Below are 17,156 nucleotides of genomic sequence, written 5' to 3' on the forward strand. Positions count from 1 at the left end.
GCAAACGCATCGCTCTGTCTGGGACTCCCGTAACGACGACGCTGCTTGCCCATCACAACCTCTACCGCGTGGCGAATGAGGGTGAACCCGTGCTCTCCCGACCTGGAACAGAATGGCTGAACCCCTTTGTCCAGACTATCGAAGCCGAAGGTTTCACCCAGTGGCTGCACACGCCGCCGGAGCCAGTGGGTCGCGATGATGCGTTCTACGCCAGCGTTGCCAAAATTTTCGATGAGGAAGGCGTTCTGCTCGTAGGCGGCAGTGACGCTGGTATCTTTACCAATATTCCGGGCCGGTCTCTGATCGACGAACTTGAACTTCTGGTTGCAGCGGGGCTTTCCCCCTACCGCGCGCTGCAGACCGCAACGTTCAACAGCTCCAGAGTTCTGGACGAACCCGATCGGGGATGCCTTACGGAAGGGTGTGTGGCGGATGTCGCGCTCTACGCCTGCGACCCCCTGGCTGACATTCGCTGCCTGCAGCGGCCATCGAGCGTCATCCTCGAAGGCAGGCACTTCGATCGCGCTGCCCTCGATGCACTTCTTGAGAGCGCCGCAACCACCAATGTGTCGCGTACGGAGACCAATCTGTTCAGCGGCCTGGGGGCCCAGGGAACCTCACTGGAAGGCCTCGTGCCCGGGACATGAGCAGCCCGCCGGTAACCGGCATCCCCATCACTGCGGCGTCAGAGTTACCTCGATCGTGCCCGAGATGTTCAGCTTCATTCCAGCGGCCGCAGCCTGTTCAATAAGGCTGGCGAGATCGACCTTGGTCTGGCGCAGCTCATTGATACGCCTGCCGCTTGCCGCATCCGCTTCACCAAACCGCTCCCGCCGGCTCCAGTTGTTACGCTGGTGGAAATTGATCTTGTCCTCTATCAGGGTCATTAGCAGCTGGCTGGCTTCATCAGCAAAGAATTCGCCACTGATCAACGTGTAATTCCGCTTGTCAGGCTGATCTGCCATGTGTCTGTTCCTCAACGATGTTGGTCGGCACGGAGACAATACGCCTCTACAGGTCGAGCCGGTTCACCGATTGTGCCACAAACAGTGACCGGAATCGGCAAGTCGTGACCGTCGACTCCTACCTGTCGATGCCCTGATTCTGATGCCTGCGGTCCAACTGCCAGCAAACGAACTCTGTCTTGTCTGGCCGAGCCAGCATTCGATTTCGCCGGCCGTCAAGCTGCCGAAGGATACGCTCAGAGAGAAGCGCACGAATGTTTCGAGTCAACTGATTGAGAGGGGACTTCTGGATCAAGCTGCCCCGGCGCAGTGATCGACTTACCCGCGGGCACGAGCGCGCGACCATCCAAGTACGGCGCCCCCGGCTCCCCCCAGAATCAGACCCAGGGACAGCAGCATACCCATCCAGAATCCTTTCGTCATGCTCGCAGCCTCCACCACGTTCATCGACGGATCGGAAGGCAGATATCGCACCACAATCTCGGCATCCTCGGTCTGGGCATGGTAGAACGGCCCGCTCACATTCTGATTACCGTGCGTGTAGGGGTCATCCGGCGTCGGAAACGTGTAGCTCAAGCGGAAGGTCTTCCTGTTGCCGTTACTGTAATCCGCCTTGTGCGTCACCACTCCGCGTGAATCAACACCCTCGACAGCAAAACGCGAGGCAGTCCGGTAGCTGGAGATTTCATAGACTCCAAGGCCAAGACCGGCAGCGACGAGCAATGCATACACCCACCCCCGCCCGCGCATGAAATCCAGCGCGGCGGTACCTGTTGAGGCAGTCGTCATATAAGTCCCCCACTACCAACCAGAATAACTGCCCCGGCAGCCCTCAGGACACTGCCTATAACTGCGGCAGCGTGTCGAAGATACTGCCCGCGTTCCAGCCTCCATCAGCCATAAACTCGGAGCCGGTGCTGAAGCTGGCCTCGTCACCCGCCAGGAAAGCCGTGACGGCAGCCACCTCTCTCGGCATGCCCACCCGGGGCAAGGCCTGGTGGGTGTAACTGGCATCCGCCTGTTCCCGGGTGATAAACGCCTTGCCGTGCATGTCAGTATACACCCCGCCGGGGTGCACGCTGTTCACGCGGATATTGTACTTGCCCATTTCCAGCGCGGCGGTCTTGGTCATGCCGCGGACCGCCCATTTGCTGGCACTGTAGGCAAGCAGGGAATTCTTCGACTGGAAGCCATCGATGGAGGAGACGTTGATGATGGAGCCGCCGCCGGCCTTCATCGATTCGAACACTGACTGCATGCCCAGGAACACGCCCAACTGATTTACCCGAGTGACCGCCATGAAGTCCTCCTCTGTGGTATCCACGATGGTCTTGTGGATAAGAATGGCGGCGTTGTTCACCAACACATTCAGGGTGCCGAATTGTGCACTGGCCTCGACAGCCCCCTGCCACTGGGTCTTGTCAGTTACATCGAGGTGGACGAACAGTGCCTTGTCGCCAAGCTCCTCGGCCACCTTGCGACCGGGCTCATCCAGTACGTCCGCAAGCACCACGCTGGCGCCCTGCTCCACTAGCAGGCGTGCCGTGGCTTCGCCCATACCGCGGGCGGCGCCGGTGACGATAGCGACCTTGCCTTCCAATCTTGCCATAAGCCTGTTCTCCCCAATGGTAAAAAAACGCGACCAAGCTTACCCCGTTCGCGCGTCCCGCTCCTACTCCAAATGGGTGATAGCTACCACACCGCAAGAAGCCAGCCGACGAAGGTTTCCCTTAGAAAACCCTGACAGATTCAGGATCGCAGAGTCCATTGCGGGAGCCGTCCGATCCGGGGAGAATGGGAGGTGTTTATGGCTCTGGAGGGCTATACCGACGATGTTCTCGCTCCGCCCGCAACAGGCAGCCTTGTCATCGAAGAGTACGACAGCGTGTTGATTCCTGCCACCCGGGGTGCGGAATGACCGGCGGCGTCCAGGTCATCGCGGTCCATGGCCCGGTGCTCGATTTCTCCTGTGATGGTGCCCTGCCCGCTATCGACAGCGCCGTCATCGTCGATCCCGACGGCGCCCACGTGACCTGTGAAGTGCAGGCCCACCTGGACCAGAGCCGGTTTCGGGCGATCGCCCTGGAGCCAACCCAGGGGCTTTCCCGACTGATGAGAGCCGAGCCGACTGGCGCGCCGGTCTCGGTTCCTGTCGGGACGACGGTACTCGGCAGGCTGCTGGACGTGCTCGGCCGACCCGGAGACGATGGGCCAGCGCTCGCGCCCGATACGCCGCGACGGGCCATCCATCAAGCAGTACCCGCGCTGGCGCAAAACAGGGTCGATATCTCGGTGTTCTCGACCGGTATCAAGATCCTGGATCTGCTCGCCCCATTGGCGCAGGGAGGAAAAGCGGCGCTGTTTGGCGGCGCCGGCGTGGGCAAGACCGTGCTGGTGACCGAACTGATCCATGCAATGGTGACCGGTTACGATGGCGTATCGGTTTTTGCTGGCGTCGGGGAGCGTTCGCGCGAAGGTCACGAGATGCTGCATGACATGGCCAATTATGGCGTACTCGATCGCACTGTACTGGTCTATGGGCAGATGAACGAGCCACCTGGAGCCCGCTGGCGCGTGCCCCTTACCGCGCTGAGTATCGCCGAGCACATCCGCGATGTCGACCAGCGCAATGTCCTCCTGCTCATGGACAACGTGTTCCGCTTTGTACAGGCGGGAGCCGAGGTCTCGGGCCTGCTGGGCAGGATGCCATCGCGTGTGGGATACCAGCCCACGCTGGAAACCGAGATCGCGAAACTCCAGGAACGCATTACCTCCGTCGGGCAGACCGCGATCACCGCAATCGAGGCTGTCTATGTCCCTGCGGATGACTTCACCGATCCCGCAGTCTCGGCGCTCGGCACCCATATGGACAGCACTGTTGTATTATCCCGGGAGCTTGCCGCACAGGGTATTTATCCCGCTATCGATCCGCTCAGGACCACTTCTGCACTCCTCGACCCTTCCATCGTGGGCGAGGAGCACGCCCGCACCGCCGCCGATGTGCGTGAACTGATGGAGCACTATGAGGAGCTGCGTGACGTGATCGCGCTGCTCGGGGTAGAGGAACTCGGCCGCCAGGAGCAACTGCTGGTCGGCCGCGCGCGGCGGCTGCAGCGCTTCCTGACCCAGCCCTTTTTTGTCGCGGCCCCGTTCACCGGTATGGGGGGACGCAATGTACCTATCGCCGAAACCATCACCGGCTGCCGACAGATTATCGAAGGCAAATGCGACGACTGGGACGAGGCATCCTTCTACATGATCGGTAACCTCGACGAGGCTGCACTGCGCGAGGGCGCACGGGCCAGGGGGGCGGCGTGACCGGTTTTCTGTCGCTGTCGATCACCACGCCACTCAAGATCGTGCTGCAGGAGACGAGCATCGCTTCGCTCCGGGGCGAGGACAGCAGCGGCGGCTTCGGTATCCTTCCCGGCCATGGAGACTTTGTCACCGTGATCGATGCGGGTGTCCTGCGCTGGCGCGGTGCGACCGGCCGCTGGCGCTATTGCGCAGTGCGCGGCGGTGTGTTTACTGTAATCGGAGGGCGAGAGGTTCACGTTGCCTGCCGGGACGCGGTCACCGGCGACGACCTCACCACGCTTCAGGCGCAGGTGGCCCGGACCCGAGCGGAACGGGTCGACACCGCGCGCAGCACGAGAACCGGCGCCGCGCGCCTGCACGCCCGCGCAATCCGCAGGCTGATGCAGGGAATGGCGCTGGGCGGCGACACCCTCGGGCTCGACGTTTTGGAGGATGATGCATGAACGACTTCCGGACTGAAGAGGCGGCACGTCGCGCCGAGGCGCGCGACGCTGCGGCGAAGAAGGACCCCGAACCCTCTCTGGCCAAGCGATTTGGCCAGATCGGTGTGCTTGGCTGGATGATCGTGATCCCGATCCTCGCGGGTGCCTACGCCGGCAACTGGCTGGACCACTGGCTTGGCACCGGCATCCTGATGTCCGCGGCATTGCTCGTCACAGGCGCGGCACTGGGGCTGTGGCTGGCGCTGAGATGGATGCACGAGCAATGAGTGCGGGGCTGGTAACAGCGCTGGCTGCCCTGGCAGCAGCGCTGGCCGGCACGCTGGCCGGATGGATCCATTTCACGTCGCTGGCGCGCGTCACGGACCTGCTGGTTGCGGGCCGGATCCAGGGCGTAGGGCTTCAGCTCGGGCGCTTTGTTCTGCTCGGCGTGTTCCTCTGGATATGTGCACAAGGTGGCTGGGTTGTGCTGGTGGCAGCGGCGGTCGGCATTCTGGCCGGACGCACCCTGGTCCTGCGGCGGCCAGGCTGATGGACTCAGCGCTTTCCGCCGCGCAGGCTTTCTCGGTTGGTTCGCTAGCCGTCACCTGGCCCGTAGTGACGACCTGGGGTGTCATGGCGGCGATAACGGTGGCATCCATCCTCGCCACACGACGTCTGTCGAGCCAGCCGGGCCCGGTACAGGCGGTGCTGGAGCTGCTGGTGGAAACACTGGACAACGAGGTCCGCGCGACGATACCCGGCGACCCGGAACGATTCCGCGCCTTGATCGGCACGCTCTTGCTGTTCGTGCTCTGTGCCAACTGGTCCTCCCTGGTACCGGGGGTGGAGCCGCCAACAGCGCATCTTGAAACCGATGCCGCGCTGGCTGCGGTAGTCTTCTTCGCCGGAATCGGTTGGGGGATCCGGGCACAGGGCCTCGGCGGATGGCTCGCCAGCTTTGCACGGCCAAGTTGGGTCATGATTCCCCTCAATCTGGTCGAGCAAATTACGCGTCATTTTTCGCTCATGGTGCGCCTGTTCGGCAACGTGATGAGCGGCGTCTTCGTTGTCGGCATCGTGCTTTCACTCGCCGGTCTGCTGGTGCCGATCCCGCTCATGGCGCTGGAACTGCTGACCGGGGCAGTACAGGCTTACATCTTCGCCACGCTCGCGCTGGTCTTCATCGGCTCCGCAGTAACAGGAGAAGGCGGACCGACAGCCGAGGAACCCACCGAATCTTCCAGGAACAAGGAAACCCCATGACCGACCTTATCCAGATCGTCAGCATTGTCTCCGCCGCCTTCGCGGTCGGGCTTGGCGCCATTGGTCCCGCGCTTGCTGAAGGGCGGGCCGTCGCCTCGGCGCTTGACGCTATCGCCCGGCAGCCCGAGGCGGCGGGCAGCATATCGCGTACGCTGTTCGTCGGCCTCGCGATGATCGAGACCATGGCAATCTACTGCCTGGTAATTGCGTTGCTGCTGCTCTTTGCCAATCCCTTCGTACAATGAATTTCGACTGGACAACGTTTGCGCTGCAGCTTGTCAATGTCCTGATCCTGCTGGCAATTCTTCGACGGTTCCTGTTCCGCCCGGTCGCCGCAATCATCGAGAAACGCCGCGCAGAAACGCAGGCCACGCTGGACGCCGCAGCCGCGGCCAGGGCAGAGGCCGAGCAAGCGACAACCAGGGCGCGTGCCGAGGCTGATGCCTCCGCCGCTGCTCGGCATGACCTGCTGCTGCAGGCGGCCGCAGAGGCCCAGACGCAGCGCGCTATGCTGATAGAAAAGGCGCGAGCTGAGGCCGCCCGGATTGTCGAGGATGGCCGTGCCGCCCTTGCACGGGAGGGCGCATCCGCCGAGCAAAGAACCCTCGCCCAGGTGCGAGAACTCGCTATCGCTGTCGCAAGTCGTGCGCTGTCAGCACAGCCTGATGGCCCCGAAGGCTATGCGGTGCGCCTCGGGAATGCACTACGCAGGATGGAAGCATCGGAACGCGACGCGCTGTTGCGGGCCGGCGACCTCACCCTGGTGAGCGCCAGGGAACTGCCGGAGGCAGTACTGGGCACCGTACGGCATACCCTGCAGATCTATGGCGTGACCGCCAGGGTAACAACGGATCCGGCGCTGATAGACGGGATCGAGCTGCGCTCGAAGAACGGCGCTCTGCGCAATTCCCTCGCCCATGACCTCGAAGCGCTGGCCAGGGCCATGCACGATGTCCGCACCGAATCCTGAAACCGCGCTTAACGCGCTCAAGGGTCGCATCGCCAACGCAACGCTTGGCGCCGCTGCCGAGGAGAGTGGGACCGTTCTTGGCCTCGCCGACGGACTCGCCCAGGTTTCAGGTCTGCCTGGCGTCGTGTTGAACGAAATCCTCATCTTCCCTACCGGAGCGCGCGGCTTCGCGCTGTCACTGGAGGAGGACAGCGTTCAGGTCGCCTTCCTCGACTCTGCGGACGGGATCGCAGCCGGGGGCAAGGTGAGGCGCACGGGTGAAGTAGTTTCCGTTCCCGTCGGAGAGGCTCTGCTCGGTCGCGTTCTGGATCCGCTAGGGCGACCATTGGATGGGCGGGAGCCGCCCGACACGTCTGAACACCTTGCCGCCGAGCGCCTCGCACCGACTATCATCGAACGCGACTTCGTCAGTGAGCCGCTGGAAACCGGCCTCCTGGTTATTGACGCCCTCTTCGCCATCGGGCGCGGGCAGCGCGAGCTGATCATCGGCGAGCGCCAGACCGGCAAGACCTCGATCGCAGTCGATGCCATCCTGAATCAGTGCGAAAGCGACGTGGTCTGCATCTATGTCGCCATAGGGCAACGTGCGGCTGCGGTGGCCAGGGTGATCGACACGGTGCGGGGCCGGGAGGCGATGGCGCGCACAATCTTCGTTGTGGCCGAAGCATCAGGCGAACCTGGACTGCGGTGGCTTGCCCCGTTTTCGGCGACCAGCATGGCCGAATGGTTCCGCGACCGGGGACGTCATGCCCTGATTGTTTACGATGACCTGACCAAGCATGCCGCCACCCACCGCGAACTGGCGCTACTGGCGCGACAGCCGCCCGGTCGAGAGGCCTTTCCCGGCGACATTTTCTACCTCCACGCCCGACTGCTGGAACGCTCGGGCAAGCTGTCGGCCAGGCATGGAGGCGGTTCAATCACCGCGCTGCCCATCGCCGAAATCGATGCCGGGAACCTGTCGGCCTATATCCCGACCAACCTCATCTCGATTTCGGATGGACAGATCGTTACCTCGGCATCCCTGTTTGCTGCAAACCAGCGCCCGGCAGTCGATGTGGGACTGTCGGTCAGCCGCGTCGGCGGCAAGGCGCAGGCGGGTGCCTTGAAGAAAGTCGCGGGGCGACTCCGCCTCGAATACGCGCAATACCTTGAAAAGAAAATGTTCTCGCGCTTCGGCGGCTTCGGCGATTCCGGCGCGGCCGAAGGCCTCCTGCGAGGCGAGCGGATCGCAGCACTGCTCACGCAGCACCGGTTCGCGCCGCTTCCGCTGTTGGTCCAGGTCGCGCTTCTGGCCGCGCTCGACGCCGGCTTGCTGGACAAAGTCGACGTCGGCGCCGTTGCCACCATCAAGGGCAGACTTCCCGCACTCCTTGCCGCGGACCCTCACCTGAATCGACTGAGGGCAGCCCCCGACCAACTGGACGACGATATACGGAAAGCGCTGCTGCAACATGTGCGCACCGCACTGGGGACAACATGACCGAGCGACTGGAGGATGTCCGGCGACATCTGGCCGCCATCGATGACATTGGCGAAGTGGTGGGGGCGCTGCGGGCAATCGCCGCGGCGCATTCGGCGGATGCCCGGTTTGGGCTCGAGGCGATCTCGGACTACGAGGCCAAGGTCTCGGAAGCGTTTGTCCGTCTTGCTGCGCCTGTCGCTGAAGCCGCTGTGGATGGTCCAGGCCTGGTTATTGTCGTTGGAGCCGCTCAAGGATTTAGCGGCGGCTATCCCGCGCGGATCGCTGAGGCCGCGCAACAACTCTCCCCCCCCGGCGCCGGTCTGCTTGTAATCGGCCAGCGCACGCTGGACATACTTGCTGTTGCAGGCATCAACCCGCTCTGGAGCGCGGACCTTCCGGCTACCGCGAGTATCGTACCCGCGCTGGCCAGCGAGGTGACCGATGCGCTGCTCGAATTCGGCTATCGTTACCCGGGGCCAATTGTCGCAATCTCGGGCAGCGACGGCCCCGGCCTGCCCATCGACCGCCGCCGCCTCTGGCCACCGGAACGAACCGAGACCAGCGCGCAGCCAACTTTCCCCACTGCTCCCCCGCTCACCACCCTGCCAATAACCACGCTGCTGCGCGGGCTACTGTCCGAGATGCTCTTTGCCGAGGTTGCCCGGACCCTGATGCGGGGGCTGAGGATCGAGAACCGGGCACGGATCGAGGCCATGGCGCGGGCCCAGGCCAACCTGAAGACCCGCCGCACCAACGTCGCCCAACGCTACCGGCAGGCGCGCCAGGAACAGATGACCACAGAGGTCATTGAGCTATCAATGGGGCAACGCTCGCGCTGACCAGAGCGGCCACGGCGCGGAATTTCCAGCTGCTGCGGATCCGGCCCGGGATGATATTGGCATTCCCCGGGCCAGGCACCCCGGAAAATAATTGTTGACCAGCCCTCCAGCTTGCAGTAGCTTTGCGCCAACAATATAACACGTGTAACATAACTCATGTCACAGCGGATGGTGTACCAGACAGAGGAGACCCGGCAGAAGATTCTTGCCGCCGCACAGGCCATGTTTATCGAAAAGGGATTCTTCGATACCCAGATGAAGGATGTGGCTGCCGCCGTCGGTATTAGCCGCAACAGCCTGTACCGCTATTTCCACGACAAGGGTGATCTCGGCTACGCCGTACTGGAGTTGGTCTACACCAGGATCGAGCCTGGCCTGGATAAAATTCTCAGGGAAGCACAAGCAAACACTGGAATGAACGGCCGGGAGCGCCTGCGTCTGTTTCTGGAGAAGGGACTTCTGAACAAGGGCCTGCGAACAGATCTGACGTTTATGGCCGAGTTCGACACCTACTTTTCTGGCAACAGGATACCTGCCAACTTCCGCTCCCAGGCGAGTCGCCAGCTGCCCGTTGCGACGATTTCAAACATCGGCGCTCTGATCATCGCTGGCGTTGAGGATGGCTCAATTCGGCAAGACATCGCGCCGGAGCAATTGCTCCCGATGGTGCTGTATTCAACAAAGGCCCTGCAGCAGCATGTACTGCTCCGTGGCCAGGCGCTGCTGGACCTGTCGCGCCGCGACACAGAGCGCCTGTTGCCGAACCTGATCACGGTCCTGATAGACGGCTTGAAACCGGTACAACCTGAATAAGCAGGCATTTATAACGATGACCACCGCCATACCTGACCCGGCCCACAGACCACTCCACAGAGCAGCCTGTGATCTGGTACAACAGCTAAGCCCTGAAGAGAAAATCCAGCTGTGTACCGGCAGGACTTTCTGGGAGTTGCACGGTATCGAACGACTCGGGCTCCCCTCCCTCTGGGTGACCGATGGCCCTCACGGCTTGCGCAAACAGCAGGGGGACTCCGACCACCTGGGTCTCATCGACAGTGTGCCGGCGATTTGCTTCCCTCCTGCAGTCGGACTGGCGAGTACCTGGAACACTGATCTGCTAGAGGAGATCGGAACAGCTCTGGGACAAACCTGCGTTGCCGAGCAAGTCAGCGTGCTCCTGGGTCCTGGAGTCAATATCAAGCGCAGCCCTCTGTGCGGACGCAACTTCGAATACTTTTCGGAGGACCCCTACCTTTCCGGCAAGCTCGGCGCAGCCTGGGTGCGCGGGGTGCAAAGCCAGGGAGTGGGCACCAGTCTCAAGCACTATGCCGCCAATAACCAGGAAGGTCACCGCATGGTGGTCGACGCGATTGTCGACGAGCGTACTCTGCGCGAGATTTATCTGCCGGCGTTCGAGATCACCGTCAAGGAAGCGCAACCCTGGACCGTGATGTGCTCCTACAATCGACTCAATGGCACCTACCTCGCTGAGAACCATGAGCTGCTCACCGGCATCCTGAAAGAAGAGTGGGGCCATACCGGCCTGGTAGTAACCGACTGGGGTGCCTGCAATGACCGGGCAAAAGGCCTGGCCAGCGGACTGGAACTGGAAATGCCCGGGAACGGCGGTATTCACACGCCGACTGTGCTGGCGGCACTCGGCACGGGCGAGCTGAGTGAGACACAGCTGGATGCGGCAGCCACCCGTATCGTGGAGCTGATTCTCAAATCCAGACCCGCACTCCAACAGGTCCGGGACTATGATCGTGACGCCCAGCACCTGCTCGCACGGCGTGCGGCGGAAGAAGCCTGCGTACTGCTGAAAAACGATAACCAGCTGTTGCCACTGGCCAAGAAAGAAAACCTGGCTGTCATTGGCGCGCTGGCGGTAACCCCACGCTACCAGGGCAGTGGCAGTTCGCAGATCAACCCCACCCGCCTTGATATACCGCTGGAGGAAATCCACCGCCTGCTCGGTGTCGAACACGAACCACGGTATGCGCCGGGTTACAAACTTGCTGACGACTCCCTGGACCAGCAGCTGTTCGATGAGGCGCTCGCTGTTGCACGGAAAGCCGATACCGTCGTGCTGTTTGCCGGCCTGCCTGACAGCTACGAGTCCGAGGGTTTCGACCGGGCGCATATGCGACTGCCCGCGACACAGCTGCAGCTGATAGAAGCGGTAGCGCGAGTCACAGACCGGCTGGTGGTGGTCCTGCAGAACGGTGCGCCGGTCGAACTCCCCTTCGCAAACAAGGTACAAGCCATTCTTGAGTCCTATCTCGGCGGCCAGGCGGGCGGCTCTGCCGTCGCCCGGATCCTGTTCGGCGAAGCAAATCCCTGCGGAAAGCTGGCGGAGAGCTTCCCCCTGAAGCTGGAGGACACCCCCTGCCACAACTGGTTTCCGGGGGAACCGAGGCAGGTCCAGTATCGCGAGGGGCTCTGGGTCGGCTACCGCTACTTCAACACCACGGGAACACCGGTCGCCTTCCCATTTGGCCACGGCTTGTCATACACCACCTTTGCCTACAGCAATCTGCGAGTGGGCGAGCAGGCAGCTAACTGGCAGATTGACGCGGCGCAATTGAGCGATTGGGAAGGCATCCAGGTGGAGTGCGATATCACCAATATCGGCACGGTTGCCGGGTACGAAATCGCACAGCTTTACATCGGTGCCCGGGTAAACAATGTCTACCGACCGCGGCGAGAGTTGCGGGGCTTTGCCAAGATCTGGCTGGAGCCCGGGGAAACCGGAACAGTTTCGTTCAAGCTGGGAGCGCGAGCCTTCGCTCACTGGTGCACCGCCGCCAACGACTGGAGAGTAGAGGGCGGCAACTACCATATCGAAGCCGGCGCTTCCTCCACTGATATCCGCCAGGACGAAGAAATCCAGCTTGTTTCCCAGCATCAAGCCAGGCCTCTCGATCCAGACCTGGCTCCCTACTTCGAACCCGCACAGCTTGCATTCGGTGAACCCGCATTCCGTTCACTGCTAGGTCGACCGATCCCCGCCGTCCCACCCCCACGCCCCTACCACAGGAACTCGACAATCGGCGAAGCCAGTTCGACCCTGCTGGGAGCAATGTTGCATCGAATCATCCTTCGCTCAGTGCAGAAAATGATTCCCGGGGGAGGGGATGAAAAAACCGAGCGCTTGATGGCAGCAATGCTGAAGGAAATGCCGCTGCGAAACCTGGTGGTGTTCTCCGGAGGAAAGTTTACTCCACAGGCGTTGCAGCTCTGCATACACCTGATGAATCGCCGGTATCTGAGAGCTTTGCAAGTCCTGATCAGCGGGGTGAAAAGCTGAGCCCAACACAATAAGAACTGTTCGCGAGGAATCCATAATGAAAAAGCAGATCCGACATCGCAACGCACTGTTCACCGCCGCCACTGCCGCACTATTTACTACCAGTGCCGGTATCCAGGCCCAGAACCCGGTGATCGAGGAAGTTATCGTTACCGCGCAGAAACGCGCGCAAAGCGCCCAGGACATCCCGGTCGCTCTCACCGCGATCGACGCACAAACCATCGAGGACGCCGGAATACAATCGACCCAGGATGTGGTGCGCCTGGCGCCGTCGCTTACGGTCAACGAAGCCAACCATAAGCAGACCAGTTCCTTCAGCATCCGTGGTATCGGTACCAGCGTGTATGGCATCGGCGTGGAGCAGGGTGTTGCGCTACTGGTCGATGACGTGGCGGCCGTTCAGCCCGGCCAGACCCTGGGCAGCCTTGTCGACATTGAACGCATCGAGATACTGCGCGGACCGCAGAGCACGCTGTTCGGCAAGAACGCCTCGGCAGGTGTGATCAACATCACCACGAAGGCCCCGTCGGAGGCGCTCGAAGCAACTATCGAAGTGATGGCGACCGATGATGAAGAAGCCGCTGTCCTGGGTTCGGTGTCAGGGCCGATAAACGACGCACTGCGTTATCGACTTAGCGGAAAATGGAGTGACAGGAACGGGCATATCAATAGCCTCACCCCTGGGGTCGATGACAAGAACGGGGCGAAAGTCAAAAACCTCAGGGCTAAACTCGACTGGGACGCGAGCGATATTATCCGGGTGGAACTCGGCACCTACTACCTGTATGACAAGTCGGACTGCTGCGCGTTTACCTGGCACTCGATGCCCGCGGGCAACTCGATACTGGGTTTGCCCATCGGTTATCCCGCGGAGGGTATCAACCCCGGCGATGACAATTTTGATGTTCGTGGCGAGGATGGTCCCTACAGCAAATCCGAAACCACCGGAGGATACGTCAAACTCAGGGCCGCGCTGGGCGAGTTTGAGCTGATGTCCATCACGGCGCTGGACAACTGGAAATACAATGTTCAGGAAGATACCGACTTCAGCGATTTGGATGTGCTGGGTTTCTTTACCGGGGGGCGGGAGCACGGTGGCTGGTATTCCACCAGCGACATCGACACCGACTTCTTCTCCCAGGAACTGCGACTGCTATCGCCCTCCTACGACAAGTTCGAATACCTGACCGGGCTCTACTATGCGAAGGCAGAAACCGATCAGGATTTCTTCCGCAACCTGAGTCTGGCGCGCTCGGATTTCTATACGAGAGCGGAAACAGAGAGCTTCAGCGTGTTCGGCCAGTTTACCTGGCGTTTCAGTCAGGCCACCAGTGCCAATGCAGGACTGCGCTGGCTCACGGAACGGATTTCAGCTGACGGTATTAATTATCTGGAGGCCGTGCCCGAAACCCAGACCGGTAGTGATAGCGACAGCCCTGTAGTCGGCAACATCTCGGTCCAGCACTTCTTCAGTGATGCTGTGATGGCATATGCCAGCTATTCACGCGGCTACAAGGGCCAGGCTTTTGACCTGGTGGGTGGCAGGTTCGACCAGTTCAAGGCGGACAACCCTGCGGATGCAGAGACGTCCGACGCTTACGAAATCGGTGTCAAAAGCACGTTGTGGGAGAGTCGTCTGCAGCTGAACCTTAGCGCTTTTTATACCAACTATGACGATTTCCAGGTCCAGCGCAGTGAGCTGATCGATGGTGCAGTCAGTTTCAGGCTGGACAACGTCGGGGAATTGAATACTCAGGGAGTTGAGCTGGAATCCCTGGCACTGCTTGGCGAGAATTTTGCGCTGACACTTAACGCTTCCTATATCGATGCATCAATAAACGATTACTCCGGCGCTGCCTGCTACGCCGGACAGACCGTAGCGGAGGGCTGTGAAGGCGGACTTCAGGATATCGACAACGGCGAATTGCCGGTTTCCCCCCGCTGGAAATATACGGCAATGCTGGAATATAGCCTCGGTTTCGAATCACTGCCTTTCAATGGTTTCGCGAATATGGTCTACACCTGGCAGGACGATGTCATCTTCAACATCAATCAGGACCCCAGGGCGACTCTGGAAAGCTACGGGCTGGCAAACCTGCGGATTGGATTGAACGACAAGAAGGAGCGCTATCGGATCAGTTTCTTCGTCAACAACCTGTTTGACGAGACTTACGCAGGTAGCCGGTTCAACCTTACAGGACTGTTTGGCCCCAACCCGGCCATTGGACAGGTGCTGCCTCGCAACGCTTCCCGCTATGCAGGCGTCCAGGCCAGGTACAGCTTCTGAAAAACTTAGCTGACGGCGCCCATCAAAGGCCACAGTCCACAGGAACTCTACGACTATGAAACTCCTGCACTTCCTGCTGAACAGCCTGAGGGCAATTGCGCACACCTTGTTATTGTTGCTGCTGCTCCTCGCAGTCTTTATTGCATTGCGAATACTGCAGTCTGAGCAAGTCGATTCGACGGAACAGCTCGCGAGCAAATCTGCTTATCTGGAAGGAATCGCCAGCCAGCAGAAAGACCGCAGCAAGCGGCCGAACGTCATATTCATCCTCTTCGATGACATGGGCTATGGTGATATCGGTCCCGGCGCCAGCGACAACCAACTTGTCAACACTCCGAACATCGATCAACTGGCGGCGGACGGCATTGTGTTGACTGATTTCTACTCCCCCGCCTCGACCTGTACCGCCTCGCGCGCAGGCTTTCTCACGGGACGCCTGCCCGCCCGGGCTGGCATGCCCTATGTTATTTTTCCGAGCCACACTGCCCGGGGCGTTGTACTCGGCAAGATCCTGAACCCCGAAGCCAACAACCGCTTGCCGTCCGAGGAGATAATCCTGGCTGATCTGTTCAGGGCGGCGGGGTATGCCACCGGCATGGTCGGCAAATGGCACCTCGGGGATGCCAGCCCTTCCCTTCCCAACGACATGGGTTTCGACAGTTTCTACGGTTCCCTATACAGCAACGACATGAAACCGTTTGCACTTTACCGCGACGAGGCAATCGCCGTGGAAGCGCCGGTGGACCAGCGCAGACTCACCGAGCTTTATACAGCGGAAGCAACCCGCTTTATCGAGACCCACTCGACAGAGAACTTCTTTCTGTACTTTGCCCACAACTTTCCCCACGACCCGCTTGCTGTGCGCACCGAACTCAGCGGCAAGTCCGACGCCGGCCTGTATGGTGATGTGCTGGAGGAAATCGACGGCAGTATCGGCGCCATCGTGGCCACGCTGGAGCACACCGGCAACCTCAATAACACACTGATCATAATAAGTTCCGATAACGGTCCCTGGTTTTTGGGCAACGCTGGCGATCACCGCGGCCGCAAAGGCAATACCTTTGAGGGCGGCATGAGGGTACCCTTTATCGCCCACTGGCCTGCCGCCATTTCCGGTGGTCAGGTCTCACCGGCCATGGCGATGGGCATCGATCTGATGCCCACCATGCTGGACATCCTGGGGTTCCCCGCGCCCAGCGATCGTATACTGGACGGGCGCAGTATCCTCGACGTGCTGACCCGGGGTGCGGAGTCCCCCCACGACTATATCTACTACTACGACGGCGAAACCCTGTTCGCCGTACGCGACCAGCGCTTCAAATACCGTGGTCCGGCGGGCGTCTTCTACTCGACGGACGAGCTACCCTTCGCTCCAGCCATGCCACAGAAAGAGTGGCTTTTCGACCTGCAGGAAGATCGGCGCGAATCCTATGACACTTCGGACCGGCACCCGGAAGACCTGAAGCGACTGCGTGCGGCGTTTGCAGCGAAAGTAACCGAAATGGAGGCGAACAAACGCGGCTGGCGCTGACCGGTGCCGGGTCGCCTCCCGACCGGGACACGGCGGGCAACCTTTTGCAGTCGCAACAGTAATCGCCACGGCACGAAAACCACCGTCCTCAAGATCTATCCAAGGAGAGACCAATGTTCAAGCTCAACCCTCAAGGCATGCTCTGCCTGGCACTGGTGTTTCTGGCTATGAGTTGGCGAAGCTCTGCCGGCGACACCGATCGCCCCAATATTGTCTTCATCTTCTCCGATGACCATGCCGTGCGCGCGGTCAGTGCATACGGCGACAGCCTGGTGGCAACACCGAATATCGACCGCATCGCCGCCAGCGGCATACGTTTTGATCGCGCCTATGTCGGCAACGCAATCTGTGGTCCCAGCCGCGCAACACTGCTCACCGGCCTGCACAGCCACGCCAACGGCTTCTACAGCAACGAGTGGTCGGGGCCATTCAACGGCGGACAACAAACTCTGCCCGGCTTGCTGCAGGGCGCCGGCTACCAAACCGCGGTGATCGGCAAATGGCATTTGTACAGCGACCCCGTGAACTTTGATCACTGGGACGTCATTGATAACCTGATGGAACAGGGTACCTACTACAACCCGTCGTTCCGGAGCCCCACTGGTATTGAGGAAACTACAGGCTACGTCGCGGACCTGGTCACCGACAAGTCCATCGCCTGGCTGGAGCAGGCAAACCGGGAGAACAAACCATTTTTCCTCCTGTATAGCCACAAGACGCCGCACCGAGACTGGCTGCCGGTACCAGAAGAGTTGCGCAACTGGGATGAAGACGCCAGGGAGGAAG

The 17,156-nt window shown here is 60.9% G+C and carries 18 protein-coding genes; 15 read left to right on the plus strand and 3 right to left on the minus strand.

The window, feature by feature from the left end; all coding sequences use genetic code 11:
* Positions 1-647 (plus strand): amidohydrolase family protein (locus RJQ10_RS02205; protein WP_350143186.1); only part of this gene is annotated, 647 nt, incomplete at its 5' end.
* 27 nt (positions 648-674) lie between these two features.
* Here the strand turns inward: RJQ10_RS02205 and RJQ10_RS02210 are convergent.
* The 3 genes from RJQ10_RS02210 to RJQ10_RS02220 all read right to left on the minus strand — a co-directional run bounded on the left by RJQ10_RS02210 (position 675) and on the right by RJQ10_RS02220 (position 2,574).
* Positions 675-965 carry a hypothetical protein gene (locus RJQ10_RS02210; RefSeq protein WP_350143188.1) on the minus strand — a complete coding sequence of 97 codons (291 nt, stop codon included), beginning with the start codon at positions 963-965 and terminating at the stop codon, positions 675-677.
* A 318-nt stretch (positions 966-1,283) separates the two neighbouring features.
* The gene (locus tag RJQ10_RS02215; protein WP_350143190.1) at positions 1,284-1,754 is read right to left on the minus strand and encodes a DUF3592 domain-containing protein; all 471 of its coding nucleotides are present in this window, start codon (positions 1,752-1,754) and stop codon (positions 1,284-1,286) included.
* Positions 1,755-1,809: 55 nt separating this feature from the next.
* Positions 1,810-2,574 carry a glucose 1-dehydrogenase gene (locus RJQ10_RS02220; protein ID WP_350143192.1) on the minus strand — a complete coding sequence of 255 codons (765 nt, stop codon included), beginning with the start codon at positions 2,572-2,574 and terminating at the stop codon, positions 1,810-1,812.
* Between the two features lie 305 nt (positions 2,575-2,879).
* Here RJQ10_RS02220 and atpD point away from each other — a divergent pair, with 305 nt between their 5' ends.
* From atpD to RJQ10_RS02290, 14 genes are all read left to right on the plus strand, one after another.
* The gene (atpD, locus tag RJQ10_RS02225) at positions 2,880-4,283 is read left to right on the plus strand and encodes a F0F1 ATP synthase subunit beta (RefSeq protein WP_350143194.1); all 1,404 of its coding nucleotides are present in this window, start codon (positions 2,880-2,882) and stop codon (positions 4,281-4,283) included.
* The gene (locus RJQ10_RS02230) at positions 4,280-4,726 is read left to right on the plus strand and encodes a F0F1 ATP synthase subunit epsilon (protein WP_350143196.1); all 447 of its coding nucleotides are present in this window, start codon (positions 4,280-4,282) and stop codon (positions 4,724-4,726) included. The genes atpD and RJQ10_RS02230 overlap by 4 nt, the downstream gene beginning before the upstream one ends.
* The gene (locus RJQ10_RS02235) at positions 4,723-4,992 is read left to right on the plus strand and encodes an AtpZ/AtpI family protein (RefSeq protein WP_350143198.1); all 270 of its coding nucleotides are present in this window, start codon (positions 4,723-4,725) and stop codon (positions 4,990-4,992) included. Before RJQ10_RS02230 ends, RJQ10_RS02235 begins: the two co-directional genes overlap by 4 nt.
* Positions 4,989-5,255, plus strand: a complete 267-nt coding sequence (locus tag RJQ10_RS02240) for an N-ATPase subunit AtpR (RefSeq protein ID WP_350143200.1) — start codon at positions 4,989-4,991, stop codon at positions 5,253-5,255. The genes RJQ10_RS02235 and RJQ10_RS02240 overlap by 4 nt, the downstream gene beginning before the upstream one ends.
* Entirely contained in the window at positions 5,255-5,968 is a 714-nt protein-coding gene (locus tag RJQ10_RS02245) for a F0F1 ATP synthase subunit A (protein WP_350143202.1), read from the plus strand. Before RJQ10_RS02240 ends, RJQ10_RS02245 begins: the two co-directional genes overlap by 1 nt.
* On the plus strand, positions 5,965-6,213 hold the full coding sequence (locus tag RJQ10_RS02250; RefSeq protein ID WP_350143204.1) for a F0F1 ATP synthase subunit C: 249 nt from the start codon (positions 5,965-5,967) through the stop codon (positions 6,211-6,213). The genes RJQ10_RS02245 and RJQ10_RS02250 overlap by 4 nt, the downstream gene beginning before the upstream one ends.
* Positions 6,210-6,938, plus strand: a complete 729-nt coding sequence (locus RJQ10_RS02255) for a F0F1 ATP synthase subunit B (protein ID WP_350143206.1) — start codon at positions 6,210-6,212, stop codon at positions 6,936-6,938. Before RJQ10_RS02250 ends, RJQ10_RS02255 begins: the two co-directional genes overlap by 4 nt.
* Complete coding sequence (locus RJQ10_RS02260; RefSeq protein WP_350143208.1) at positions 6,919-8,421, plus strand: F0F1 ATP synthase subunit alpha; 1,503 nt, start codon at positions 6,919-6,921, stop codon at positions 8,419-8,421. The genes RJQ10_RS02255 and RJQ10_RS02260 overlap by 20 nt, the downstream gene beginning before the upstream one ends.
* Positions 8,418-9,242, plus strand: a complete 825-nt coding sequence (locus RJQ10_RS02265; RefSeq protein ID WP_350143210.1) for a F0F1 ATP synthase subunit gamma — start codon at positions 8,418-8,420, stop codon at positions 9,240-9,242. Before RJQ10_RS02260 ends, RJQ10_RS02265 begins: the two co-directional genes overlap by 4 nt.
* Before the next feature lie 156 nt (positions 9,243-9,398).
* The gene (locus RJQ10_RS02270) at positions 9,399-10,055 is read left to right on the plus strand and encodes a TetR/AcrR family transcriptional regulator (protein WP_350143212.1); all 657 of its coding nucleotides are present in this window, start codon (positions 9,399-9,401) and stop codon (positions 10,053-10,055) included.
* A gap of 16 nt (positions 10,056-10,071) precedes the next feature.
* Positions 10,072-12,552, plus strand: coding sequence for a beta-glucosidase family protein (locus RJQ10_RS02275; RefSeq protein WP_350143214.1), 2,481 nt, complete (start codon positions 10,072-10,074; stop codon positions 12,550-12,552).
* Positions 12,553-12,589: 37 nt separating this feature from the next.
* Positions 12,590-14,839: a TonB-dependent receptor gene (locus RJQ10_RS02280; RefSeq protein WP_350143216.1), complete on the plus strand. Its 2,250-nt coding sequence runs from the start codon at positions 12,590-12,592 to the stop codon at positions 14,837-14,839.
* Positions 14,840-14,894: 55 nt separating this feature from the next.
* On the plus strand, positions 14,895-16,370 hold the full coding sequence (locus tag RJQ10_RS02285) for a sulfatase family protein (protein WP_350143218.1): 1,476 nt from the start codon (positions 14,895-14,897) through the stop codon (positions 16,368-16,370).
* 113 nt (positions 16,371-16,483) lie between these two features.
* A partial coding sequence (locus RJQ10_RS02290; RefSeq protein ID WP_350143220.1) for a sulfatase-like hydrolase/transferase occupies positions 16,484-17,156 on the plus strand: 673 nt, incomplete at its 3' end.

This window comes from Haliea sp., assembly GCF_040222615.1.
GTDB lineage: Bacteria > Pseudomonadota > Gammaproteobacteria > Pseudomonadales > Halieaceae > Haliea.